Annotated in this window: 21 protein-coding genes; 3 read left to right on the top strand and 18 right to left on the bottom strand. The window is 67.7% G+C overall.

Going from position 1 to position 16,865, the window contains the following annotated elements:
* The 15 genes from V6M42_RS06490 to lipA form a co-directional block, all read right to left on the bottom strand.
* Positions 1-438 (bottom strand): glutathione peroxidase (locus V6M42_RS06490; protein WP_332677911.1); only part of this gene is annotated, 438 nt, incomplete at its 3' end.
* Between the two features lie 10 nt (positions 439-448).
* Positions 449-1,720 (bottom strand): pyruvate dehydrogenase complex dihydrolipoamide acetyltransferase, encoded by a 1,272-nt coding sequence (locus V6M42_RS06495; RefSeq protein WP_332677912.1) that lies wholly within the window; start codon positions 1,718-1,720, stop codon positions 449-451.
* Entirely contained in the window at positions 1,717-2,034 is a 318-nt protein-coding gene (locus V6M42_RS06500) for a DUF5076 domain-containing protein (RefSeq protein WP_332660230.1), read from the bottom strand. Before V6M42_RS06500 ends, V6M42_RS06495 begins: the two co-directional genes overlap by 4 nt.
* A complete protein-coding gene (locus V6M42_RS06505; protein ID WP_332660232.1) occupies positions 2,031-3,416 on the bottom strand; it encodes a pyruvate dehydrogenase complex E1 component subunit beta in 1,386 nt (461 codons plus the stop codon). Before V6M42_RS06505 ends, V6M42_RS06500 begins: the two co-directional genes overlap by 4 nt.
* Complete coding sequence (locus tag V6M42_RS06510; protein WP_332677913.1) at positions 3,413-3,754, bottom strand: hypothetical protein; 342 nt, start codon at positions 3,752-3,754, stop codon at positions 3,413-3,415. Before V6M42_RS06510 ends, V6M42_RS06505 begins: the two co-directional genes overlap by 4 nt.
* Positions 3,751-4,785, bottom strand: a complete 1,035-nt coding sequence (gene pdhA / locus V6M42_RS06515) for a pyruvate dehydrogenase (acetyl-transferring) E1 component subunit alpha (protein ID WP_332660236.1) — start codon at positions 4,783-4,785, stop codon at positions 3,751-3,753. The genes V6M42_RS06510 and pdhA overlap by 4 nt, the downstream gene beginning before the upstream one ends.
* Before the next feature lie 194 nt (positions 4,786-4,979).
* Entirely contained in the window at positions 4,980-5,297 is a 318-nt protein-coding gene (locus V6M42_RS06520; RefSeq protein ID WP_442880930.1) for an FtsB family cell division protein, read from the bottom strand.
* Positions 5,298-5,407: 110 nt separating this feature from the next.
* Positions 5,408-6,688, bottom strand: coding sequence for a phosphopyruvate hydratase (gene eno, locus V6M42_RS06525; protein WP_332677914.1), 1,281 nt, complete (start codon positions 6,686-6,688; stop codon positions 5,408-5,410).
* Between the two features lie 70 nt (positions 6,689-6,758).
* On the bottom strand, positions 6,759-7,376 hold the full coding sequence (locus V6M42_RS06530; protein WP_332677915.1) for a hypothetical protein: 618 nt from the start codon (positions 7,374-7,376) through the stop codon (positions 6,759-6,761).
* A 91-nt stretch (positions 7,377-7,467) separates the two neighbouring features.
* Complete coding sequence (gene rpmF / locus V6M42_RS06535) at positions 7,468-7,650, bottom strand: 50S ribosomal protein L32 (protein ID WP_331036286.1); 183 nt, start codon at positions 7,648-7,650, stop codon at positions 7,468-7,470.
* A gap of 107 nt (positions 7,651-7,757) precedes the next feature.
* Positions 7,758-8,273 (bottom strand): GNAT family N-acetyltransferase, encoded by a 516-nt coding sequence (locus tag V6M42_RS06540; RefSeq protein ID WP_332677916.1) that lies wholly within the window; start codon positions 8,271-8,273, stop codon positions 7,758-7,760.
* A gap of 4 nt (positions 8,274-8,277) precedes the next feature.
* Entirely contained in the window at positions 8,278-8,808 is a 531-nt protein-coding gene (locus V6M42_RS06545) for a GNAT family N-acetyltransferase (RefSeq protein WP_332677917.1), read from the bottom strand.
* Entirely contained in the window at positions 8,801-9,913 is a 1,113-nt protein-coding gene (locus tag V6M42_RS06550) for an NAD(P)/FAD-dependent oxidoreductase (RefSeq protein WP_332677919.1), read from the bottom strand. The genes V6M42_RS06545 and V6M42_RS06550 overlap by 8 nt, the downstream gene beginning before the upstream one ends.
* The gene (locus V6M42_RS06555) at positions 9,910-10,365 is read right to left on the bottom strand and encodes a type II toxin-antitoxin system RatA family toxin (RefSeq protein ID WP_332657661.1); all 456 of its coding nucleotides are present in this window, start codon (positions 10,363-10,365) and stop codon (positions 9,910-9,912) included. Before V6M42_RS06555 ends, V6M42_RS06550 begins: the two co-directional genes overlap by 4 nt.
* Before the next feature lie 7 nt (positions 10,366-10,372).
* Positions 10,373-11,335: a lipoyl synthase gene (gene lipA / locus V6M42_RS06560; RefSeq protein WP_332657663.1), complete on the bottom strand. Its 963-nt coding sequence runs from the start codon at positions 11,333-11,335 to the stop codon at positions 10,373-10,375.
* 167 nt (positions 11,336-11,502) lie between these two features.
* Between lipA and V6M42_RS06565 the strand changes: the two genes are divergently transcribed.
* Positions 11,503-13,062, top strand: a complete 1,560-nt coding sequence (locus tag V6M42_RS06565) for an AMP-binding protein (RefSeq protein ID WP_332677920.1) — start codon at positions 11,503-11,505, stop codon at positions 13,060-13,062.
* A 62-nt stretch (positions 13,063-13,124) separates the two neighbouring features.
* On the top strand, positions 13,125-13,526 hold the full coding sequence (locus V6M42_RS06570; RefSeq protein WP_332657667.1) for a DoxX family protein: 402 nt from the start codon (positions 13,125-13,127) through the stop codon (positions 13,524-13,526).
* Here the strand turns inward: V6M42_RS06570 and ygiD are convergent.
* From ygiD to V6M42_RS06585, 3 genes are read right to left on the bottom strand one after another with little or no spacing between them, the layout of a single operon-like run.
* Entirely contained in the window at positions 13,517-14,278 is a 762-nt protein-coding gene (gene ygiD / locus V6M42_RS06575; protein ID WP_332677921.1) for a 4,5-DOPA dioxygenase extradiol, read from the bottom strand. The genes V6M42_RS06570 and ygiD overlap by 10 nt on opposite strands.
* A 10-nt stretch (positions 14,279-14,288) precedes the next feature.
* On the bottom strand, positions 14,289-14,798 hold the full coding sequence (locus tag V6M42_RS06580; protein WP_332677922.1) for a hypothetical protein: 510 nt from the start codon (positions 14,796-14,798) through the stop codon (positions 14,289-14,291).
* Positions 14,795-15,685 carry a D-alanyl-D-alanine carboxypeptidase family protein gene (locus V6M42_RS06585; protein ID WP_332677923.1) on the bottom strand — a complete coding sequence of 297 codons (891 nt, stop codon included), beginning with the start codon at positions 15,683-15,685 and terminating at the stop codon, positions 14,795-14,797. Before V6M42_RS06585 ends, V6M42_RS06580 begins: the two co-directional genes overlap by 4 nt.
* A 110-nt stretch (positions 15,686-15,795) precedes the next feature.
* Here V6M42_RS06585 and V6M42_RS06590 point away from each other — a divergent pair.
* A partial coding sequence (locus V6M42_RS06590) for an MFS transporter (protein WP_332677924.1) occupies positions 15,796-16,865 on the top strand: 1,070 nt, incomplete at its 3' end.

Below are 16,865 nucleotides of genomic sequence, written 5' to 3' on the forward strand. Positions count from 1 at the left end.
GACCTGGGGGGCGTAGCGCGCGACCACGCGGCCCTCACGGTCGGTCAGGAATTTGGTGAAGTTCCACTTGATGTCGCGGCTGCCCAGGAAGCCCTTCTTCTGGCTGGTCAGCCAGTCGAACAGCGGGTGCCGGTGCGGGCCGTTGACCTCGACCTTGTCGAACATCGGGAAATCGACGCCGTAGTTGGTGGAGCAGAAGCTGGCGATCTCGGCGGCCTTGCCGGGCTCCTGTTCGCCGAACTGGTTGCAGGGGAAGCCCAGCACCTCGAACGGCTTGTCCGCATACTGACGATGCAGCTTTTCCAGCCCGGCATACTGGCCGGTGAAGCCGCATTTGGACGCCGTGTTGACGATCAGCAGGGCCTGGCCGCGATATTGTTCCAGCGCCTGCTCGGCGCCGTCGATGGCCGTGGCGCTGAAATCATAGACCGAGGTCACAGCCCGCCTCCTACGCCAGCATCGTCACAGGATCTTCGATCATCGCCTTGAAGGCCTGAAGGAATCTCGCGCCGACAGCGCCGTCGACCACGCGGTGATCGCAGGTCAGGGTGACGGTCATCACCGCGGCCACGGCCAGCTGGCCGTCCTTGACCACGGGACGTTGCTCGCCCGCTCCCACGCTCATGATCGCGCCCTGCGGCTCGTTGATGATCGAGGCGAAGGCCTTGATGCCGAACATGCCGAGGTTGGAAACCGAGAAGGTGCCGCCCTGGAATTCCTCGGGCTTCAGCTTGCGGTCGCGGGCGCGCCTGGCCAGGTCCTTGGACTCGGTCGCGATCTGCGACAGGGACTTGGTTTCCGCCGCGCGGATGATCGGGGTGATCAGGCCGCCGTCGATCGCCACCGCCATCGCCACATCGGCGTGGTGGTGCATGGCGATGCCCTCGGGCGAATAGCTGGCGTTGGCTTCCGGCACGGCCTTCAGCGCCATGGCCGAGGCCTTGATGACGAAGTCGTTGACCGAGACCTTCACGCCCGACTTCTCGAGCATGGCGTTGACCCTGGCGCGCGAGGCCAGCAGGCCGTCGATCTCGCAATCAATGGTCAGCGGGAAATGCGGCACGTCGCGGAAACTGTCGGTCAGGCGGCGGGCGATGGCCTTGCGCATGCCGTCCAGCGGGATCAGGTCGTAGCTGCCGTCCGGAATGCCCATCTGGGCCAGCGACTGGACCTTGCGGACCTCGCCGGCCGGCGCTGAAGCCGATGCAGCGGCCGGAGCCGCAGCGCCGCCCTTCACGCCCTCGACGTCGCGTTTGACGATGCGGCCGTGCGGGCCAGTGCCCTTGACGGATTTCAGATCGACGCCGTTCTGGGCCGCGATCCGCCGGGCCAGCGGCGAGGCGAAGACGCGCTCGCCATCGGCCTTCGCGGGAGCCGGCGCGGCTTTCTGAGGGGCGGCGGGCGCCGGAGCGGCCTCGGCCTTCACCGGTTCAGCCTTCTCCGACGCAGCAGCGGCTTTCGGCGCGGGAGCGGCGGCGCCGCCTTCGTCCTTCAGCCGGGCGATGGGCGTATTGACCTTCACGCCTTCCGTGCCTTCGGCCACGAGGATGTCGGTGACCTCGCCCTCGTCGACGGCCTCGACCTCCATGGTCGCCTTGTCGGTCTCGATCTCGGCGATGACGTCGCCCGCCTTGACCGTGTCGCCGACCTTGACGTGCCATTTGGCCAGAACGCCCTCTTCCATCGTGGGCGACAGGGCGGGCATCAGGATGTCGGTCATTGCACGCTCCCGGGCTTGGAGACGGGTTCGGTCACGGTCTGCACGTTGTCCGCCTTGATCACCTCGGACAGGCCCTGCAGGATCCGTTGATAGGCCTGACGCTCGTCGTGGCCGTGCCGCACCGCATAGCCGTGGGCCATGTGTTTCGCGGCGTAGGCCAGCATCTGGCCGAACTTCTGCGGGTCGTTGAAGGCCGGTTTCACCGACATGACCGGCTGGCCCTCCGACCACCACATGCGCATGATCTCGATGGCCCCGGCGTCGGCGGCGACGCTGTCGGGCGTCTTCAGCTGGTGTTCCTCGGGCTCGCTCATGCCATCACCTGCTTCACGGCGGCGACGATCTTGTCCACGCCCGGCAGCGACAGGGCTTCCAGATTGGCCGCGTAGGGCAGCGGCACGTCTTCCTGGTGGACCCGCACCGGCGGCGCATCCAGATAGTCGAACGCGTGTTCGATCACCCGGGTCACGACCTCGGCGCCGACGCCCATCGGACCCCAGCCTTCCTCGGCCGAGACCAGACGGCTGGTCTTCTTCACGCTCTCGACGATCGTCTCATGATCCAGCGGACGCAGGGTGCGCAGGTCGACGACCTCGCAGGAGATGCCCTCCCCGGCCAGCTGTTCGGCGGCCTGAAGCGCGAAACCGACCATGCGGCTGTGGGCCGTGATGGTGACGTCCGTGCCTTCGCGGCGGACCTTGGCCTTGCCGATGGGGACCAGATAGTCCTCGACCTCGGGCACGTCGAACTCCAGCCCGTACATCATCTCGTGCTCGAGGAAGACGACGGGGTTGGGATCGCGGATGGCCGACTTCATCAGGCCCTTGGCGTCGGCGGCGTCATAGGGGGCCACGACCTTCAGACCGGGGACCTGGGCGTACCAGGCCGAATAGTCCTGGCTGTGCTGGGCGCCCACGCGGCTGGCGGCGCCGTTGGGACCGCGGAAGACGATGCCGGCGCGGATCTGGCCGCCCGACATGTACAGGGTCTTGGCCGCCGAGTTGATGATGTGGTCGATGGCCTGCATGGCGAAGTTGAAGGTCATGAACTCGACGATCGGCTTCAGGCCCGCCATGGCGGCGCCGACGCCCAGGCCGGCGAAGCCGTGCTCGGTGATCGGGGTGTCGACGACGCGCTTGTCGCCGAACTCCTGCAGCAGTTCGCGGCTGACCTTGTAGGCGCCCTGGTACTGGGCGACCTCCTCGCCGATCAGGAACACCTTGTCGTCACGGCGCATCTCTTCGGCCATGGCGTCGCGCAGGGCGTCGCGGATGGTCGTCTTGACCAGCTTGGCGCCGGCCGGGATTTCGGGATCGCGCAGTTCGACCCTGGGGGCCGCGGCGACGGGCGCCGGCGCCTTTTCGGGCTCGCCGGAAGCGGCCGTCTCCGAATTCTTCGCGGACGTATCCGAAGTCGTCGAAGTCGCAGCGGAATCCGTCTTCGAAATCGCAGGCGCGTCTTCACCCGACAGACGCGCGATCGGCGTGTTGACCTTCACGTTCTCGGAGCCCTCGGCCACGAGAATTTCCAGCACCTCGCCCTCGTCCACGGCCTCGACTTCCATGGTCGCCTTGTCTGTTTCGATCTCGGCGATGACCTGGCCGGCCGAGACGGTGTCGCCCGCCTTGATGTGCCACTTGGTCAGCGTGCCCTCTTCCATCGTGGGCGACAGCGCCGGCATGAGAATGTCGGTCATTGCTGGGCTCCCCCGGGCAGATCGCAGGTTTCAACGATGACGATCGACGGAGCATTGGCTCCCCCCGCCATGGCAGCCGTCATGCCTTCGATGTCGTTTGAGGCTCGCTCGTTGGCGAACCGGATGAACAGGGGCCGGCCGGCGGGAATCCGCTCCGCTACGGCTTTTGCCAAGGCGCGTCCCCTGAAGCGCTGCCCGCCGATGATACCGCGGCCATTGCCCTGAAGTTCCACGCACGGGTCGACCGCCGTCAGAGGCGGCGCAGGCTGCTCAGACAGCGCGGGCGCCGCAGAAGGAGCCGGCGTCTGCAGGGCGATCGCGAGAAGCAACGCCATCATGCCGACGCCTCCACGTAGACGTCGGTGTAGAGCTCGGACGGATCCGGCTCCGGGCTTTCCTGGGCGAACTGGACGGCGTCCGCCACGATGGTCTTGATCTCGGCGTCGATGGCCTTGAGGTCGTCCTCGGTGGCCCCGGCCTGGTCGAGCAGCATCTTCACATGGTCGATGGGATCGCGGGTCTTCTTGACCTCGTCGACCTCTTCCTTGGCCCGGTATTTGGCCGGATCCGACATGGAGTGACCGCGATAGCGGTAGGTCTTCATCTCGAGGATGTAGGGGCCGCCGCCCTCACGGGCGCGCTTCACGGCGCGGGCCGTGGCCTCGCGGACCGCCAGCACGTCCATGCCGTCGACCTGTTCGCCCGGGATGCCGAAACTGGAACCGCGCTCGCTGAGCTGGGTCGTGGACGACGAGCGCTCGATGCTCGTGCCCATGGCGTACTGGTTGTTCTCGATGATGTAGATGGCCGGCAGCTTCCACAGCTGGGCCATGTTGAAGCTCTCGTAGACCTGGCCCTGGTTGGCCGCGCCGTCGCCGAAATAGATGAAGGCGACCGAGTCATCGCCGCGGTACCGGCCGGCGAAGGCCAGGCCGGTGCCCAGCGCGACCTGCGCGCCCACGATGCCGTGGCCGCCGTAGAAGCCCGTGGCCGTGTCGAACATGTGCATCGACCCGCCCTTGCCCTTGGACGAACCGCCGATGCGGCCGGTCAGCTCCGCCATGACCTCTTTCGGGTCCATGCCGGCGCACAACATGTGGCCATGGTCGCGGTAGCCGGTGATGATCTTGTCGTGGCCCTGTTTGACGCTCTCCTGAACGCCCACGGCCACGGCTTCCTGGCCGATGTACAGGTGGCAGAAGCCGCCGATCAGACCCATGCCGTACAGCTGGCCGGCGCGCTCCTCGAACCGGCGGATGAGAACCATCTCGCGGTAGAAGCGCAGCAGGTCCTCCTTCGAGGCCGTCGGCGTATTGGGCAGTTTGGTCGCCTTGCTGGAATCAGCTTTGGCGGCGGGGGCTTTCGCCATCCGTCATCTCCCGGCTGGGCCCGCCGTTGCAGGCCTCTTGTCGTTACGGAAAGGGGCTTTAGCAGCCTTCGTTCCCGAAACGCAAAGCGGACCGGTCAAGCTGTAACGAAAGTTCACGCCTGAACGAAAGCGGTTCGGACGCCCCTGCGTCCGATCTCGGGTTTTCTTCCCTGAAAGCGCAGCCTGGTCCGCGATCAGGCCCTGGGCGTAGGGCTCTTTGACGCAGCCGGAGCGGAGACGCGGATCACATAGTCGCGCGGGTCGCTGAAGCCGAGAACAGCGCGCGCGCGCTCCTCCAGCAGATCGCGTGAAAGGCTGTCGGTGCGCAGATAGCGAACGCGGACCTCGAGATCCCGGCGCTGCTCCATGATCGAGGCGAGTTGAGCCTCGCGGCGCACCAGCATGGCGTCGCGCTCGTGTCCGCTCAGCAGGCCGCGCTCGCCCGTCAGGGCCTGTACGCCCAGATAGACGACCAGCAACGCCAGGATGGCGGAGGGGAAGTACGGCTTCATCCGCTCGGGCACGGGGGGACGCTCCTTCTGAGCGGGACTCAAGATTGAAGGAGTCTGACCGAAAATGCCTAACGAACCGTAGCTTGGCCGTAAAAACTGCGAACCGGCGCCTACCGGTTCAGCAGCATGCCGTCGCCGAAATAGGCGCCCTGATCGCCCAGCATCTCCTCGATGCGGAGCAGTTGGTTGTATTTCGCCGTCCGGTCCGAGCGGGCCAGCGAGCCGGTCTTGATCTGCCCGCAGTTGGTGGCGACGGCCAGGTCGGCGATGGTCGAGTCCTCGGTTTCGCCCGAGCGGTGGCTCATCACGGCGGTGTAGCCGGCGCGGTGCGCCATATCCACGGCGTCAAGAGTCTCGGACAAGGTGCCGATCTGGTTGACCTTTACGAGAATAGAGTTGGCCAGGCCCTCGCCGATGCCGGCGGCCAGGCGGGCCGGATTGGTGACGAACAGGTCGTCGCCGACGATCTGGCAGCGGTCGCCCAGACGTTCGGTCAGCATCCGCCAGCCGTCGAAATCGTCCTCGGCGCAGCCGTCCTCGATCGAGACGATGGGGAAGCGTTCGCACAGGTCGGCCAGATAGTTGACCATGGCGTCGGCCTCCAGCGTCTTGCCCTCGCCGGCCATGACGTATTTGCCGTCCTTGAAGAACTCCGTCGCGGCGACGTCGAGGCCGAGGTGGAAGTCCTCGCCGGCCAGATAGCCCGCCGCCTGCCCCGCCTTGGTGATGAAACTGAGCGCTTCCTCGGCCGAGGCCAGGTTGGGGGCGAAACCGCCCTCGTCGCCGACGTTGGTGTTGTGGCCGGCGTCCTTCAGCTGCTTCTTCAGGGCGTGGAAGATTTCCGAGCCCATGCGCAGGGCCTCCGAGAAGCTCTCGGCGCCGGTGGGCAGGATCATGAACTCCTGGATGTCGATCGGATTGTCGGCGTGGGCGCCGCCGTTGATGATGTTCATCATCGGGGTCGGCAGGATGCGGGCCGAGACGCCGCCCAGATAGCGGTGCAGCGGCAGGCCCGACGAGATGGCGCTGGCCTTGGCGCAGGCGAGGCTGACGCCCAGGATGGCGTTGGCGCCCAGCCGGCCCTTGTTCTCGGTGCCGTCCAGCGCGATCAGGGCCTCGTCGATGCGGCGCTGGTCCTCGGCGTCCATGCCGGACAGGGCGTCGAAGATCTCGCCGTTGACCGCGTCCACGGCCTTGCCGACGCCCTTGCCGCCCCACAGGTCCTTGTCGCCGTCACGCAGCTCGACGGCCTCGTGCGCGCCCGTAGAAGCGCCCGAAGGCACCGCCGCACGGCCGAAGCTGCCGTCGTCCAGGATCACATCCACCTCGACCGTCGGATTGCCGCGGCTGTCGAGAATCTGGCGGGCGACGATGTCGGCGATGTCGGTCATGGGAGCGCTCTGCTGTCAGGGAAGTCGGCGGGGTGTAACGCAGGCCCCGCCGAATCGCCAACATCAAGCGTCAGGCGCAGCCTTCGACGTACTGGATGCTGGGTCCGCCGGCGGCCACCATCTGGACCCGGCCGTCGTTGCCGATGTGATAGCTGATCCCGCGTGCGGCCGGATTCTGGACATAGCCCGCCCCGCCGCCGCTGCTCCAGGCGGTGATATATTCGGCCGGAGGTTCGCTGTACTTGTGCGGGGACGCCGACGCCGCCGAACCGTAGGCGGCCTTGATGGCCGAGGCCTGGTCGCCCACGCCGAAGCCACGATCGGTCTTGAGCGTGGCTGCACGCGCCAGCCAGATGCTGGTCAGGACGCCCTTCTCGACCATGACGGTCAGGCCTTCAGGCGCGCGGGCCGGATGGAAGGTGTCGCACGCCTCCGGGTCGGGTCCGCCGACGGCGCCGGGATTGGAGTCCGCGCCGAGCGCCGTCTCCACCTCTGCGCGCGTCATGCCAATGCGCAGCGGGCCCCAGCCTTCGGCGGAGACGCTGTTGGCAGGCGCGGGGGTTGCGGCGGGAGGCGTGGCGGGCTGCGGTGCAGCGGGCGCTGCGGGGGCGGAGGCGGGCTCCGGATCAGGCGCGCCACAGGCGGCGAGCGCTATGACGGCGGACGTCAGCAATAGGGTACGGATCATGGCCTTGCTCCTTGGGCTGGAGCATCAACGCATGAAAACGGCGCGCGGAGAACCGCGCGCCGTCAATCATTCAGCCGAAGCCTTGAAAGACCTAGTCTTCCTTGGGCGTCAGGACCTGACGGCCGCGATAGGTGCCGGTCTTCAGGTCGATGTGGTGCGAGCGGCGCAGCTCGCCCGTGTCCTTGTCCTCGGTGTAGGCGTTGACGCCCAGCGAGTCGTGCGAGCGGCGCATGTTGCGACGCGAGGGCGATACTTTGCGCTTCGGAACGGCCATGTCCGTCTCAATCTTCTTAGTCGGCGCTGCAGGAGCGCGAAAACAACAGCGGCGGCCCGAAAGAGCCGCCAGCGAGGGCGGGCTTATGCCTGAACCCGACCCGAAGTTCAAGCGGGAGCTTTCGTCTCCCGATCCGCGCGCGACAGAGCATAGAAGATGCTGTCCTTCCAGACCCCGCCGACCTCCCAGGTGCGCTCCGCAAAGCCGGTGCGGACGAAGCCCAGCCGTTCCAGCAACCGGATCGATGCGGCGTTCTCCGGATCGACGTCGGCGGTCAGGGTCTCGATGTCGCGGGTGCGGAAGACATGGTCGATCGCGGCGCCCACGGCCTCGGCGGCCAGCCCCCGCCCCCAGACATCCGGATGCAGGATGTAGCCGACGTCGGGCAGTCGCCAGAACCCGGCCTTGCCGATCACCCGGCCGTCCAGCTCGACGACGAAGTCAGGCTGGTCGGGGCCATTGGCGATCATCCCCTCGAGCCAGGCCTGCGTCTGTTCGAGCGTTTCGTGGGGCGGCGTCGACCACCATTGCGTGGCGCGCGGGTCGGACAGGACGGCGTGCATGGCTTCCAGATCGTCCGGGCGGGCGGAGCGCAGGATCAGACGAGGCGTGCGGATTTCCACCGGTTCAGGCCAGTTCGTGTTCCATGACGACGAAATGGAGGTCGTCGCGTTTGGGCAGGCCGAACCGCGGGTCGCCGTAGGGGAACGGCAATGTGGCTCCGGTCTTGCGGTAGCCCAGCCGTTCGTACCAGCCGATCAACGTCTCGCGCTGCGGGAAGACGGAAATGCGGACGCGCCGCGCGCCGAAGCGTTCCGCCAGCGTCCGGTGGGCGGCCTCGACAAGACGACGGCCCAGACCGCCGCCCTGTAGCGTCGGGCTGACCGACAGCATGCCGAAATAGCCTGTCCCCTCGCCCCGGTCGGCGATCAGGACGCAGCCCAGCAGCGCATCGCCGCGCCAGGCGGACAGCAGGGCCTGTTTCGGATCGCCGAGGATGTCGGCCAGATCGTCGGGATCGGTGCGCTGGCCGTCCAGCAGGTCGGCCTCCGTCGTCCAGCCCGCGCGGGAGGCCTCGCCGCGGTAGGCGCTCTCGATCAGGCGGTGCAGGGCCGGAATGTCCGCCGCGACGGCGTCGCGGATCGTGATCTCAGTCATGACCCAGCATTTCACTGACCGCCTCGCCGATCGCAAGCGCACTGGTCAGGCCCGGGCTTTCGATACCGAACAGCGCGACCAGACCGACAAGGCCGTGGTCGTCGCGGCCGCGCAGCTGGAAGTCCGGCTGCGGCTCGCCCGGCCCGTGCAGCTTGGGCCGGATGCCCGCATAGTCGGCGGTCAGGGCCCCGTCGGGCAGGCCCGGCCAGAAGCGGCGGATATAGCCTTCGAACTCGCCGACCTTGGCCGGGTCGACCGAATAGTCCTCGCTCTCGACATAGGCGAGGTCAGGCCCGAACACGGCCTGGCCGCCCAGATCCTTGCGGTAGTGGGTGCCCAGCGCGCCGGGGATGGGCGGCGGATAGACCAGACGCTCGAACGGCGCCTTGCCGGTCAGGCGGAAATAGACGCCCTTGCCGAAATGGCCCGCGGGAATGCCGGCGGAGGGGTAGCCGGCGATCCGGCCCGCCGCATCCTGTGCGCCCAGGCCCGGCGCGGTGACCAGCAGGCGGGTCGTCAGGGCGGCCCCGCCCTCCCCGCCTGCCGTAATCGTGAAGCCGCCGCCGGCCAGCGGCTCGGCGCGCTCGAAGGGCGTGGAGACGACCACCGAGCCGCCCGCGTCCTCGATCTCGCCCTGCAGGGCCAGCATGTAGCCGTGGCTGTCGAATACCCCGCTCTCGGGCGACAGGATGGCCGCATGGGCGTTCAGGCCGGGCTCCAGAGCCCGCGCCTGGGCGCCGGTCAGGTGATCCAGACCCTCGACCTCATTGGCGACGCCCTGTTCGAAGATGGCTTCGATGCGCGCGACCTCGGCCTCCCGGGTCGCCACGACCAGCTTGCCGCATTTGCGGAAGTCGACCTTGTGGCTCTCCAGAAACGGATAGAGGGCGCGCCGGCCCTGGACGCACAGCCGCGCCTTCAGCGAGCCCGTCGGATAGTAGAGGCCGCCATGGATGACCTCGGAATTGCGCGACGACACGCCCTGACCGATGTGCGGTTCCTTTTCGAGCACCAGCACCGACAGGCCCCGTTTCGCCAGCGCGCGGCCGCAGGCCAGACCGACTGCGCCGGCGCCCACCACCGTCGCGTCGAAGTCGAAACTCACGCCTCCGGACCGTAGAGTTTGGCCGCCCGCGCCTCGAAACAGTGCATCAGCTTGCTGACCGCCCGGTCGAAATTGGCGTGCAGGACGCCGTCCAGGATCCGCGACTTGAAGGCGAAGTCGATGAAGAACTCGACCCGGGTCCCCCTGGGATCGGGGAAGAACTCCCAGCGGTTGTTCAGATGCCGGAACGGCCCCCGCAGCAGGCCGACCTCGACCATATTGCGGTTCCGGTCATGCCGGACCCAGGTCGAGAACCGCTCCTTGAGGAACGAGAAGCCGACCGCCGCCTCGGCGTCCAGCAGCGAGACACCCGGCGCCTCTTCGCGAGCGGCCCATGTCCGCATGGCGGTGACCCAGGGCACGAACTCGGGATAGGCGCGGACGTCGGCGACCAGCGCGGCGAGCTGCTCGGGCTTGTAGGGCAGGATTTTGGTGACGCGGTGGACGGCCAAGCGCGGCTCAGCGTCCGATCTGCGCCAGACGCGCCGCGCGCAGCCGGGCGAAGTCCTCGCCGGCGTGGTGCGAGCTGCGGGTCAGGGGCGACGAGGACACCATCAGGAAGCCCTTGGCGCGCGCGATCGCCTCATAGGCCTTGAACTCTTCCGGCGTGACGAAGCGCTCGATGGCCGCGTGCTTCCGCGTCGGCTGCAGGTACTGGCCGATGGTGATGAAGTCGACGCCGGCGGACCGCATGTCGTCCATCACCTGCATGACCTCCTCGCGGGTCTCGCCCAGGCCCACCATGATTCCGGACTTGGTGAACTGGTTGGGGTCGCGCTCCTTGACCATCTGCAGCAGGCGCAGGCTGTGGAAGTAGCGGGCCCCGGGCCGGATCTTCAGATACAGCCGCGGCACGGTCTCGAGGTTGTGGTTGAACACGTCCGGCGTGGCGTCGATCATGACCTCGGCCGCCCCGTCCTTGCGCAGGAAGTCGGGCGTCAGGATTTCGATGGTGGTGTTCGGCGCCTGCAGCCGGATCTGGCGCACCACCTCGGCGAAATGGGCCGCGCCGCCGTCGGCGACGTCATCCCGGTCGACCGAGGTGATCACCACGTGGTTCAGACCCATCTCGTGGACGGCCAGACCGACCTTGGCCGGCTCTTCGGGGTCCAGCGGCTGGGGCAGGCCCGTCTTGACGTTGCAGAAGGCGCAGGCCCGCGTGCAGGTGTCGCCCATGATCATCAGGGTGGCGTGCTTCTGGCTCCAGCACTCGCCGATGTTCGGGCAGGCGGCCTCCTCGCAGACCGTGTGGAGACCCTTCTCCTTCACGATCGCCCGGGTGGCGTTGTACTGGCCCGAGCCGGGCGCCTTGACGCGCAGCCAGTCGGGCTTCTTCAGCACGGCCGTCTCGGGGCGGTTCTGCTTTTCCGGGTGACGCAGTTCGGCCGGCGTCTTCGTCAGGGTGTCAATCAGCGTGACCAAGGCGTCGCGGGCTCCGGACTGTGCGAAACCGCTATGTCGTCCTTCCTCGCGGCGAAGGCAAGGCAGGGCCAAGGCTCACGCAAGGTAACGTATCTTTTCAACGGCGGCTCGCCGCCCTAGTTTGCGCGTTCAGCATAAGGGCCGGACCCAACCGGGCCCCACGGAGGATGGTTTTGCGCGTACCCCTGGATACCAAGGCCGGTGAGCAGACCATTTTCGACGCCCTGATCGCGGCTCGCGAAAAGTACGGCGACAAGGAAATCCTCGAGGACCAGGACCGCAAGCCCCTCACCTACACCGGCCTGATCCGCGCCGCCTTCGTGCTGGGGCGCAAGATCGCCGCCATGACCGAGCCGTCCGAGCGGGTCGGCATCCTGCTGCCGTCCAGCATGGGGGTCGTGGTCACGTATTACGGCCTGCACGCCCACGGCCGCGTGCCGGTGATGCTGAATTTCACCTCGGGCGAGGCCAACATCAAGGCGGCGATCAAGGCCGCCGGGGTCAGGAAGATCCTCACGGCCAAACGTTTCGTCACCCAGGCGAAGCTGGATGACCTGGTCGAGGACCTGGGCACGGTCGCCGAGATCGTCTGGCTGGACGACGTCCGCAAGACCATCGGCATCCAGGACAAGGTCTACGGTCTCATGGCCGGCCTGATGCCCAGACGCTTCCGCACCAGGACCGAGCCCTCGTCGCCGGGCGTGGTCCTGTTCACCTCGGGCAGTTTCGGCGCGCCCAAGGGCGTGGTGCTCAGCCAGTGGAACCTCGTCGCCAACTGCCGCCAGGTGGCCCAGCACATCGACCTCCTGCCCGAATGGGTGATGTTCAACCCGCTGCCGACCTTCCACTGCTTCGGCCTGACGGGCGGCGTCCTGCTGCCGATCCTGCACGGGATGAAGGCCTTCCAGTATCCGTCGCCCCTGCACGCCAAACAGATCGTCGAACTGCTGCCCGAGGTGAAGGCCTCGATCCTGTTCGCCACCGACACCTTCCTGAACCAGTACGCCCGCGTGGCCGCGGCCGATGACTTCGCCACCCTGAAATTCGTCGTCGCCGGCGCCGAGCGGGTGCGCGACGAGACGCACCACCTGTTCAACACCCGTTTCCACGGTCTGAAACTGCTGGAAGGCTACGGCGCCACCGAAGCGGCGCCGGTCGTCGCCGTAAACCATCCCGACCGCAACCGCCCCGGCACCGTGGGTCAGATGATGCCGGGCCTGGAATGGCGCATCGATCCCGTCGAGGGCATTCCCGAAGGCGGGCGGCTGTATCTGCGCGGCCCCAATGTCATGCACGGCTATCTGTCGGCGGACGACCCCCTGTCGATCGACCCCCTGCCCGGCGGCTGGCATGACACGGGCGACATCGTCGACATCGACAAGGACGGCTACGTCTCCATCCTCGGTCGGGTGAAACGGTTCGCCAAGATCGGCGGCGAGATGGTGTCGCTGACCGCGGTCGAGGGCCTGGCCAGCGCGGTCTGGCCCGACGCCCGCCACGCCGTCGTCTCCATTCCCGACAGCCGCAAGGGCGAGAAGCTGGTGCTGGTCACCGACCGCAAGGACGCCGACGTCGCGCGCCTGGCCGAATGGGCCCGCAGCCACGGCGCTCCGGAACTGGCCGTGCCCAAGAAGATCATGCGCGTGGTCGACGTGCCGGTCCTCGGCACCGGCAAGACCGACTACGTCCGCATCCAGCAGATGGCCGAGGTCGACAAGGCGGCCTGAGGCCCGGCTTTGATATGCAGCCGACTCGGTTCCAGACTTCCTCCTCGCCAAGGGAGGGTTTCATGTTCGACAGGTTCTCCGCGTATCAGCCTCAGCTTCTCAGCGTCCTGCGCATTGTCGCCGGTCTGCTGTTCGTGTGTCACGGCACGGCCAAGGTTCTCGGTTTCCCGGCCGTCGAGGGCGTCCCGCCCCCGGGGCTCAGTCTCACCGGGCTTTCCGGACCGTTCGAACTCGTCCTCGGCGCCCTGCTGGTGCTGGGACTGTTCTCGCGGCCGGCGGCCTTTCTCGCCTCCGGCTTCTGCGCCGTCGGCTACTGGACCATGCACGGGCCCCAGGGGGTCTTCCCCATCCTGAACGGGGGCGAGACGATCGCGCTCTACTGCTTCGTCTTCCTGTACCTCGTCGCCGCCGGCCCCGGACCCTGGAGCGTCGACGCGGCCATGCGCAAGAAGCCCTACGCCTGACCGATCCGCACGCCCGTCATCGAGATTGAACCGCCCTCGATGACGTCGTTGAAGAAGCTGACGTCGTCGCCCGGCCTGCGCTGGGCGGCGACGTACAGCAACGGCAGATAGTGTTCGTCGGTCGGCACGCTCAGCTGCGCATCCTCGGCCAGACCGACCCAGTCGATCAGCGCCGCGTCGTCGCCGCGCAGCAGAGCCGACTTGACCGCTTCGTTGAACCCCGAGGCCCAGCCGTAGGCCTCGCCGCCCGCACGCTTCCAGGTCCTCAGATTGTGGACGAAGTCGCCCGAGCCGGCGATCACGACCCCCTCGTCCCGCAGGGCCGAGAGCTTGCGCGCCAGATCGAAATGCCCCTGGGCGTCCAGCCGGCGGTTCAGCGAAAGCTGCACCACCGGAACATCCGCCTCGGGCCAGACGTGGGCGAGCACCGACCAGGTTCCATGGTCGAGGCCCCATTGCGTCGTCGGCGTCGCGCCGGTGAGCGCCGACACCCGCGCCGCCAGTTCGGGTGAGCCGGGCGCCGGGTACTGCATCGCATGCAGTTCGTCGGTGAAGCCGCCGAAATCGTGGATGGTTTCCGGCTGCGGCTGCGCCGTCACGCCCAGGCCGTCGGTTTCCCAATGGGCCGAGATCATGACCACGCCCCTCGGCTTGCCGACCGAGACGCCGACGTCGCGCCAGACGTCAGCATACGGGCCGCCGAGGGCGTTCATCGGCGAGCCGTGGCCGAAGAAGATTGCGGGTTGGGGCATCAGACTCTCCCTATTTAGTAACAGTGTCTGTGCCTGATATAGGGTCGACGACGGGCGCTGCAAGGGGGCGGCCGATCGGGCAGACGCGATCATAGAAGGCCTGATCGCCCGGTGCGGGCTGCCCGCGCGACAGGCGGAAGCGGTGCTCGACCACCATGGCCTGTTGTTCGATGTTCAGATCGGCCCAGCCGCAATCCATGCCGACGGGGTATTCGTAGGACGACGGCCGGTCGCCGGCCTTCAGCTTGCCGGTCAACAGGTTCACCCCCTGCTGCGCCTGCCAGACATGGGTCAGTTCGTGGATGAAGGTCGCCTGCGTCCTGAGGGGCGCCGAGCCGATATCGTCCGGCAGGGCGCCGGCCGGCCAGACCACCCAGTCGCGCCCGAACCATCGGCCCGCGACGAAGGCCCGGTCGAACGGCGGCGGCGATTTCAGAAAGCGGACCGTGTCGAGGGTCAGGGAATCGGCGAACGCCTCCTCCGCCAGCGCCCGCTCTCCGACCGTCAGCCCACGGATCATTGCCCGGCGTAGCCGCCGGTCGGGCTGATCCACTCCCAATGCCAGGGCTCATAGACATAGGGGGTGAAGCCGAACCGGCCGGCGTTCTTGACCAGCCAGCGGTAGGCCGGGCTGCGCGTCATGTGAAGCCGGCTGGCGGCCGAGGTGTTGTCCACGCCCAGTCCCGCCAGTTGACCGACGTACAGGTCCACCGCCGTCCCCGTACGGTGCGGCGAGCAGACCGCCCGCCTCAGCCCGTCGCAATTGCCGGAGGCCGCGCATCGGGCCGCGTCGGCCTCCGGATCGCGGAAGCCCGAGAAGATTTGCAGCATTTCCGGATCATTGGCGACCTCGGGCACCTCGGCGCGCGCGGCGGCGACCAGCCGGCGATAGGCGTCCAGAACGTCGCGGCGCAGCAGCCGCGTCAGCCGATCGGCGTGCTCTTCCGATTCGACCAGATAGCCGAGCTGATACAGGGGCGGCGGTTCCGGACACGGCTCCTCGCGCACCCGGGCCATGATGAAGGGGCGGCGCTCCTGCCACAGGCCGCGGAAGGTCTGGAAGGTGGCCGCGTCGAACCAGCCCGTGGGCGGAAGGCCGTGGGCGATCTGGAACTCCGCCAGCTTCCGCGCGAACACCGGCGAGCTCGGCGCGCAGTCGGTGCCCAGCTCGTGCTGGATCAGCGGCAGATAGGTCTCCCAGCCGTATTCGGTCGGGCCGAACGGCGTCCATTCCATGCGCTGCCAGGAGACGCTGTTGGCGAAGGCCGGGCCGGCCCATTCAATGGAATCGATGTCGCAGATCTCGGCCTGGCCCCGCGCCGGGCGCGCGCGAGTCTGCGCCTCGACCGCCGTCGCCGCGAACAGGCCGGCGGCGGTCAGCAGCAACAGGATCAAACGCATCAGCATGGGGGGATGGTGACCCCGTCACTGTGGTCACGGCAAGGCCCTTCGCGGACGCCCGCAAAGTCGGCATGGTGAGGCCACGGCCGACTCGGGCCGGATCGCCGGACCTGTCCATGACCGACGCACCCGTCGCCGAAGCCGCCCCCCGTCGTTCGAACGGCGTCCTGGCCGCCTTCTCCGGCCCCTGCCTGCCGCTGGCGGCGTTCGGCGTCGCCCTGCCGGTCACCCTGCCGGAGTTCTACGCCACCTATGTGGGGCTGGAGCTGGGCGTGGTCGCGACGGTCTTCATGGCCGTCCGGCTGATCGACATCGTCTTCGACCCCTTCATCGGCTGGGGCATGGACCGCACCAAGACGAAATGGGGCCGCTACCGCCCGTGGATGGCGATCTCGACGCCGATCCTGATGCTCTCGGCCCTGATGATGTTCGTCCTCGTCCAGCCGGGCGCCGGCGCGGCCTATCTGTTCGGCTGGCTGCTGGTCCTCTACCTCGGCTTCTCGATCGGCACCCTCGGCCAGCTGGGCTGGGCCTCGGTGCTGGCCCCTCAGTACGACCAGCGCAGCCGGGTCTACGGCTGGTGGCAGGTGTTCAACATCATCGGCGTGATCCTGATCCTGATCCTGCCCACCGTGGTGGTGAAGACCGGTATCGGCGACTACGCCGACGGCGTGCGCATCATGGGCTGGGCGATCATGATCGCCCTGCCCGTCACCATCGGCCTGGCCATGTTCGTCGTCCCCGAGCCGGTCAACGCCGGCGCGGCCCCTCACGGCGGGCCGAGAGCCTATTTGGCCCTGTTCGGCAAGAAGACCGTGCGCAAGCTGCTGTTCGCCGATCTGCTGCTGGGCGTGGCGCCGGGGATCACCGGTTCGCTGCTGTTCTTCTTCTTCGGCCAGATCAAGGGTTACGACCACACCCAGGCCTCGCTGTTCATGCTGTTCTATTTCGTGGCCGGACTGGTCGGGGCGCCCTTCTGGGCCTGGCTGGCGACGAAGATCGGCAAGGACAGGGCGCTGGCCACGGCCAGCCTGATCTTCGCTGTCTTCTACATCGGCGCGACCCTGGTCCCTGGCGGCAGTTTCGCCCTGACGGCGGTCGCCATGTTCATCGCCGGCCTGCCCTATGCGGCCGGCCTGTTCCTGCTGCGGGCCATGATGGCCGACGCGGGCGACGAGATCCGGCT

Origin of the sequence: Brevundimonas sp. (assembly GCF_036677305.1) — a bacterium.
Lineage (GTDB): Bacteria > Pseudomonadota > Alphaproteobacteria > Caulobacterales > Caulobacteraceae > Brevundimonas.

Coding starts and splice junctions, on each gene's coding strand:
- V6M42_RS06495 (WP_332677912.1), bottom strand. CDS start 1,720: ATGACCGACATCCTGATGCCCGCCCTGTCGCCCACGATGGAAGAGGGC.
- V6M42_RS06500 (WP_332660230.1), bottom strand. CDS start 2,034: ATGAGCGAGCCCGAGGAACACCAGCTGAAGACGCCCGACAGCGTCGCC.
- V6M42_RS06505 (WP_332660232.1), bottom strand. CDS start 3,416: ATGACCGACATTCTCATGCCGGCGCTGTCGCCCACGATGGAAGAGGGC.
- V6M42_RS06510 (WP_332677913.1), bottom strand. CDS start 3,754: ATGATGGCGTTGCTTCTCGCGATCGCCCTGCAGACGCCGGCTCCTTCT.
- pdhA (WP_332660236.1), bottom strand. CDS start 4,785: ATGGCGAAAGCCCCCGCCGCCAAAGCTGATTCCAGCAAGGCGACCAAA.
- V6M42_RS06520 (WP_442880930.1), bottom strand. CDS start 5,297: ATGAAGCCGTACTTCCCCTCCGCCATCCTGGCGTTGCTGGTCGTCTAT.
- eno (WP_332677914.1), bottom strand. CDS start 6,688: ATGACCGACATCGCCGACATCGTCGCCCGCCAGATTCTCGACAGCCGC.
- V6M42_RS06530 (WP_332677915.1), bottom strand. CDS start 7,376: ATGATCCGTACCCTATTGCTGACGTCCGCCGTCATAGCGCTCGCCGCC.
- rpmF (WP_331036286.1), bottom strand. CDS start 7,650: ATGGCCGTTCCGAAGCGCAAAGTATCGCCCTCGCGTCGCAACATGCGC.
- V6M42_RS06545 (WP_332677917.1), bottom strand. CDS start 8,808: ATGACTGAGATCACGATCCGCGACGCCGTCGCGGCGGACATTCCGGCC.
- V6M42_RS06565 (WP_332677920.1), top strand. CDS start 11,503: ATGGTTTTGCGCGTACCCCTGGATACCAAGGCCGGTGAGCAGACCATT.
- V6M42_RS06570 (WP_332657667.1), top strand. CDS start 13,125: ATGTTCGACAGGTTCTCCGCGTATCAGCCTCAGCTTCTCAGCGTCCTG.
- ygiD (WP_332677921.1), bottom strand. CDS start 14,278: ATGCCCCAACCCGCAATCTTCTTCGGCCACGGCTCGCCGATGAACGCC.
- V6M42_RS06580 (WP_332677922.1), bottom strand. CDS start 14,798: ATGATCCGTGGGCTGACGGTCGGAGAGCGGGCGCTGGCGGAGGAGGCG.
- V6M42_RS06585 (WP_332677923.1), bottom strand. CDS start 15,685: ATGCTGATGCGTTTGATCCTGTTGCTGCTGACCGCCGCCGGCCTGTTC.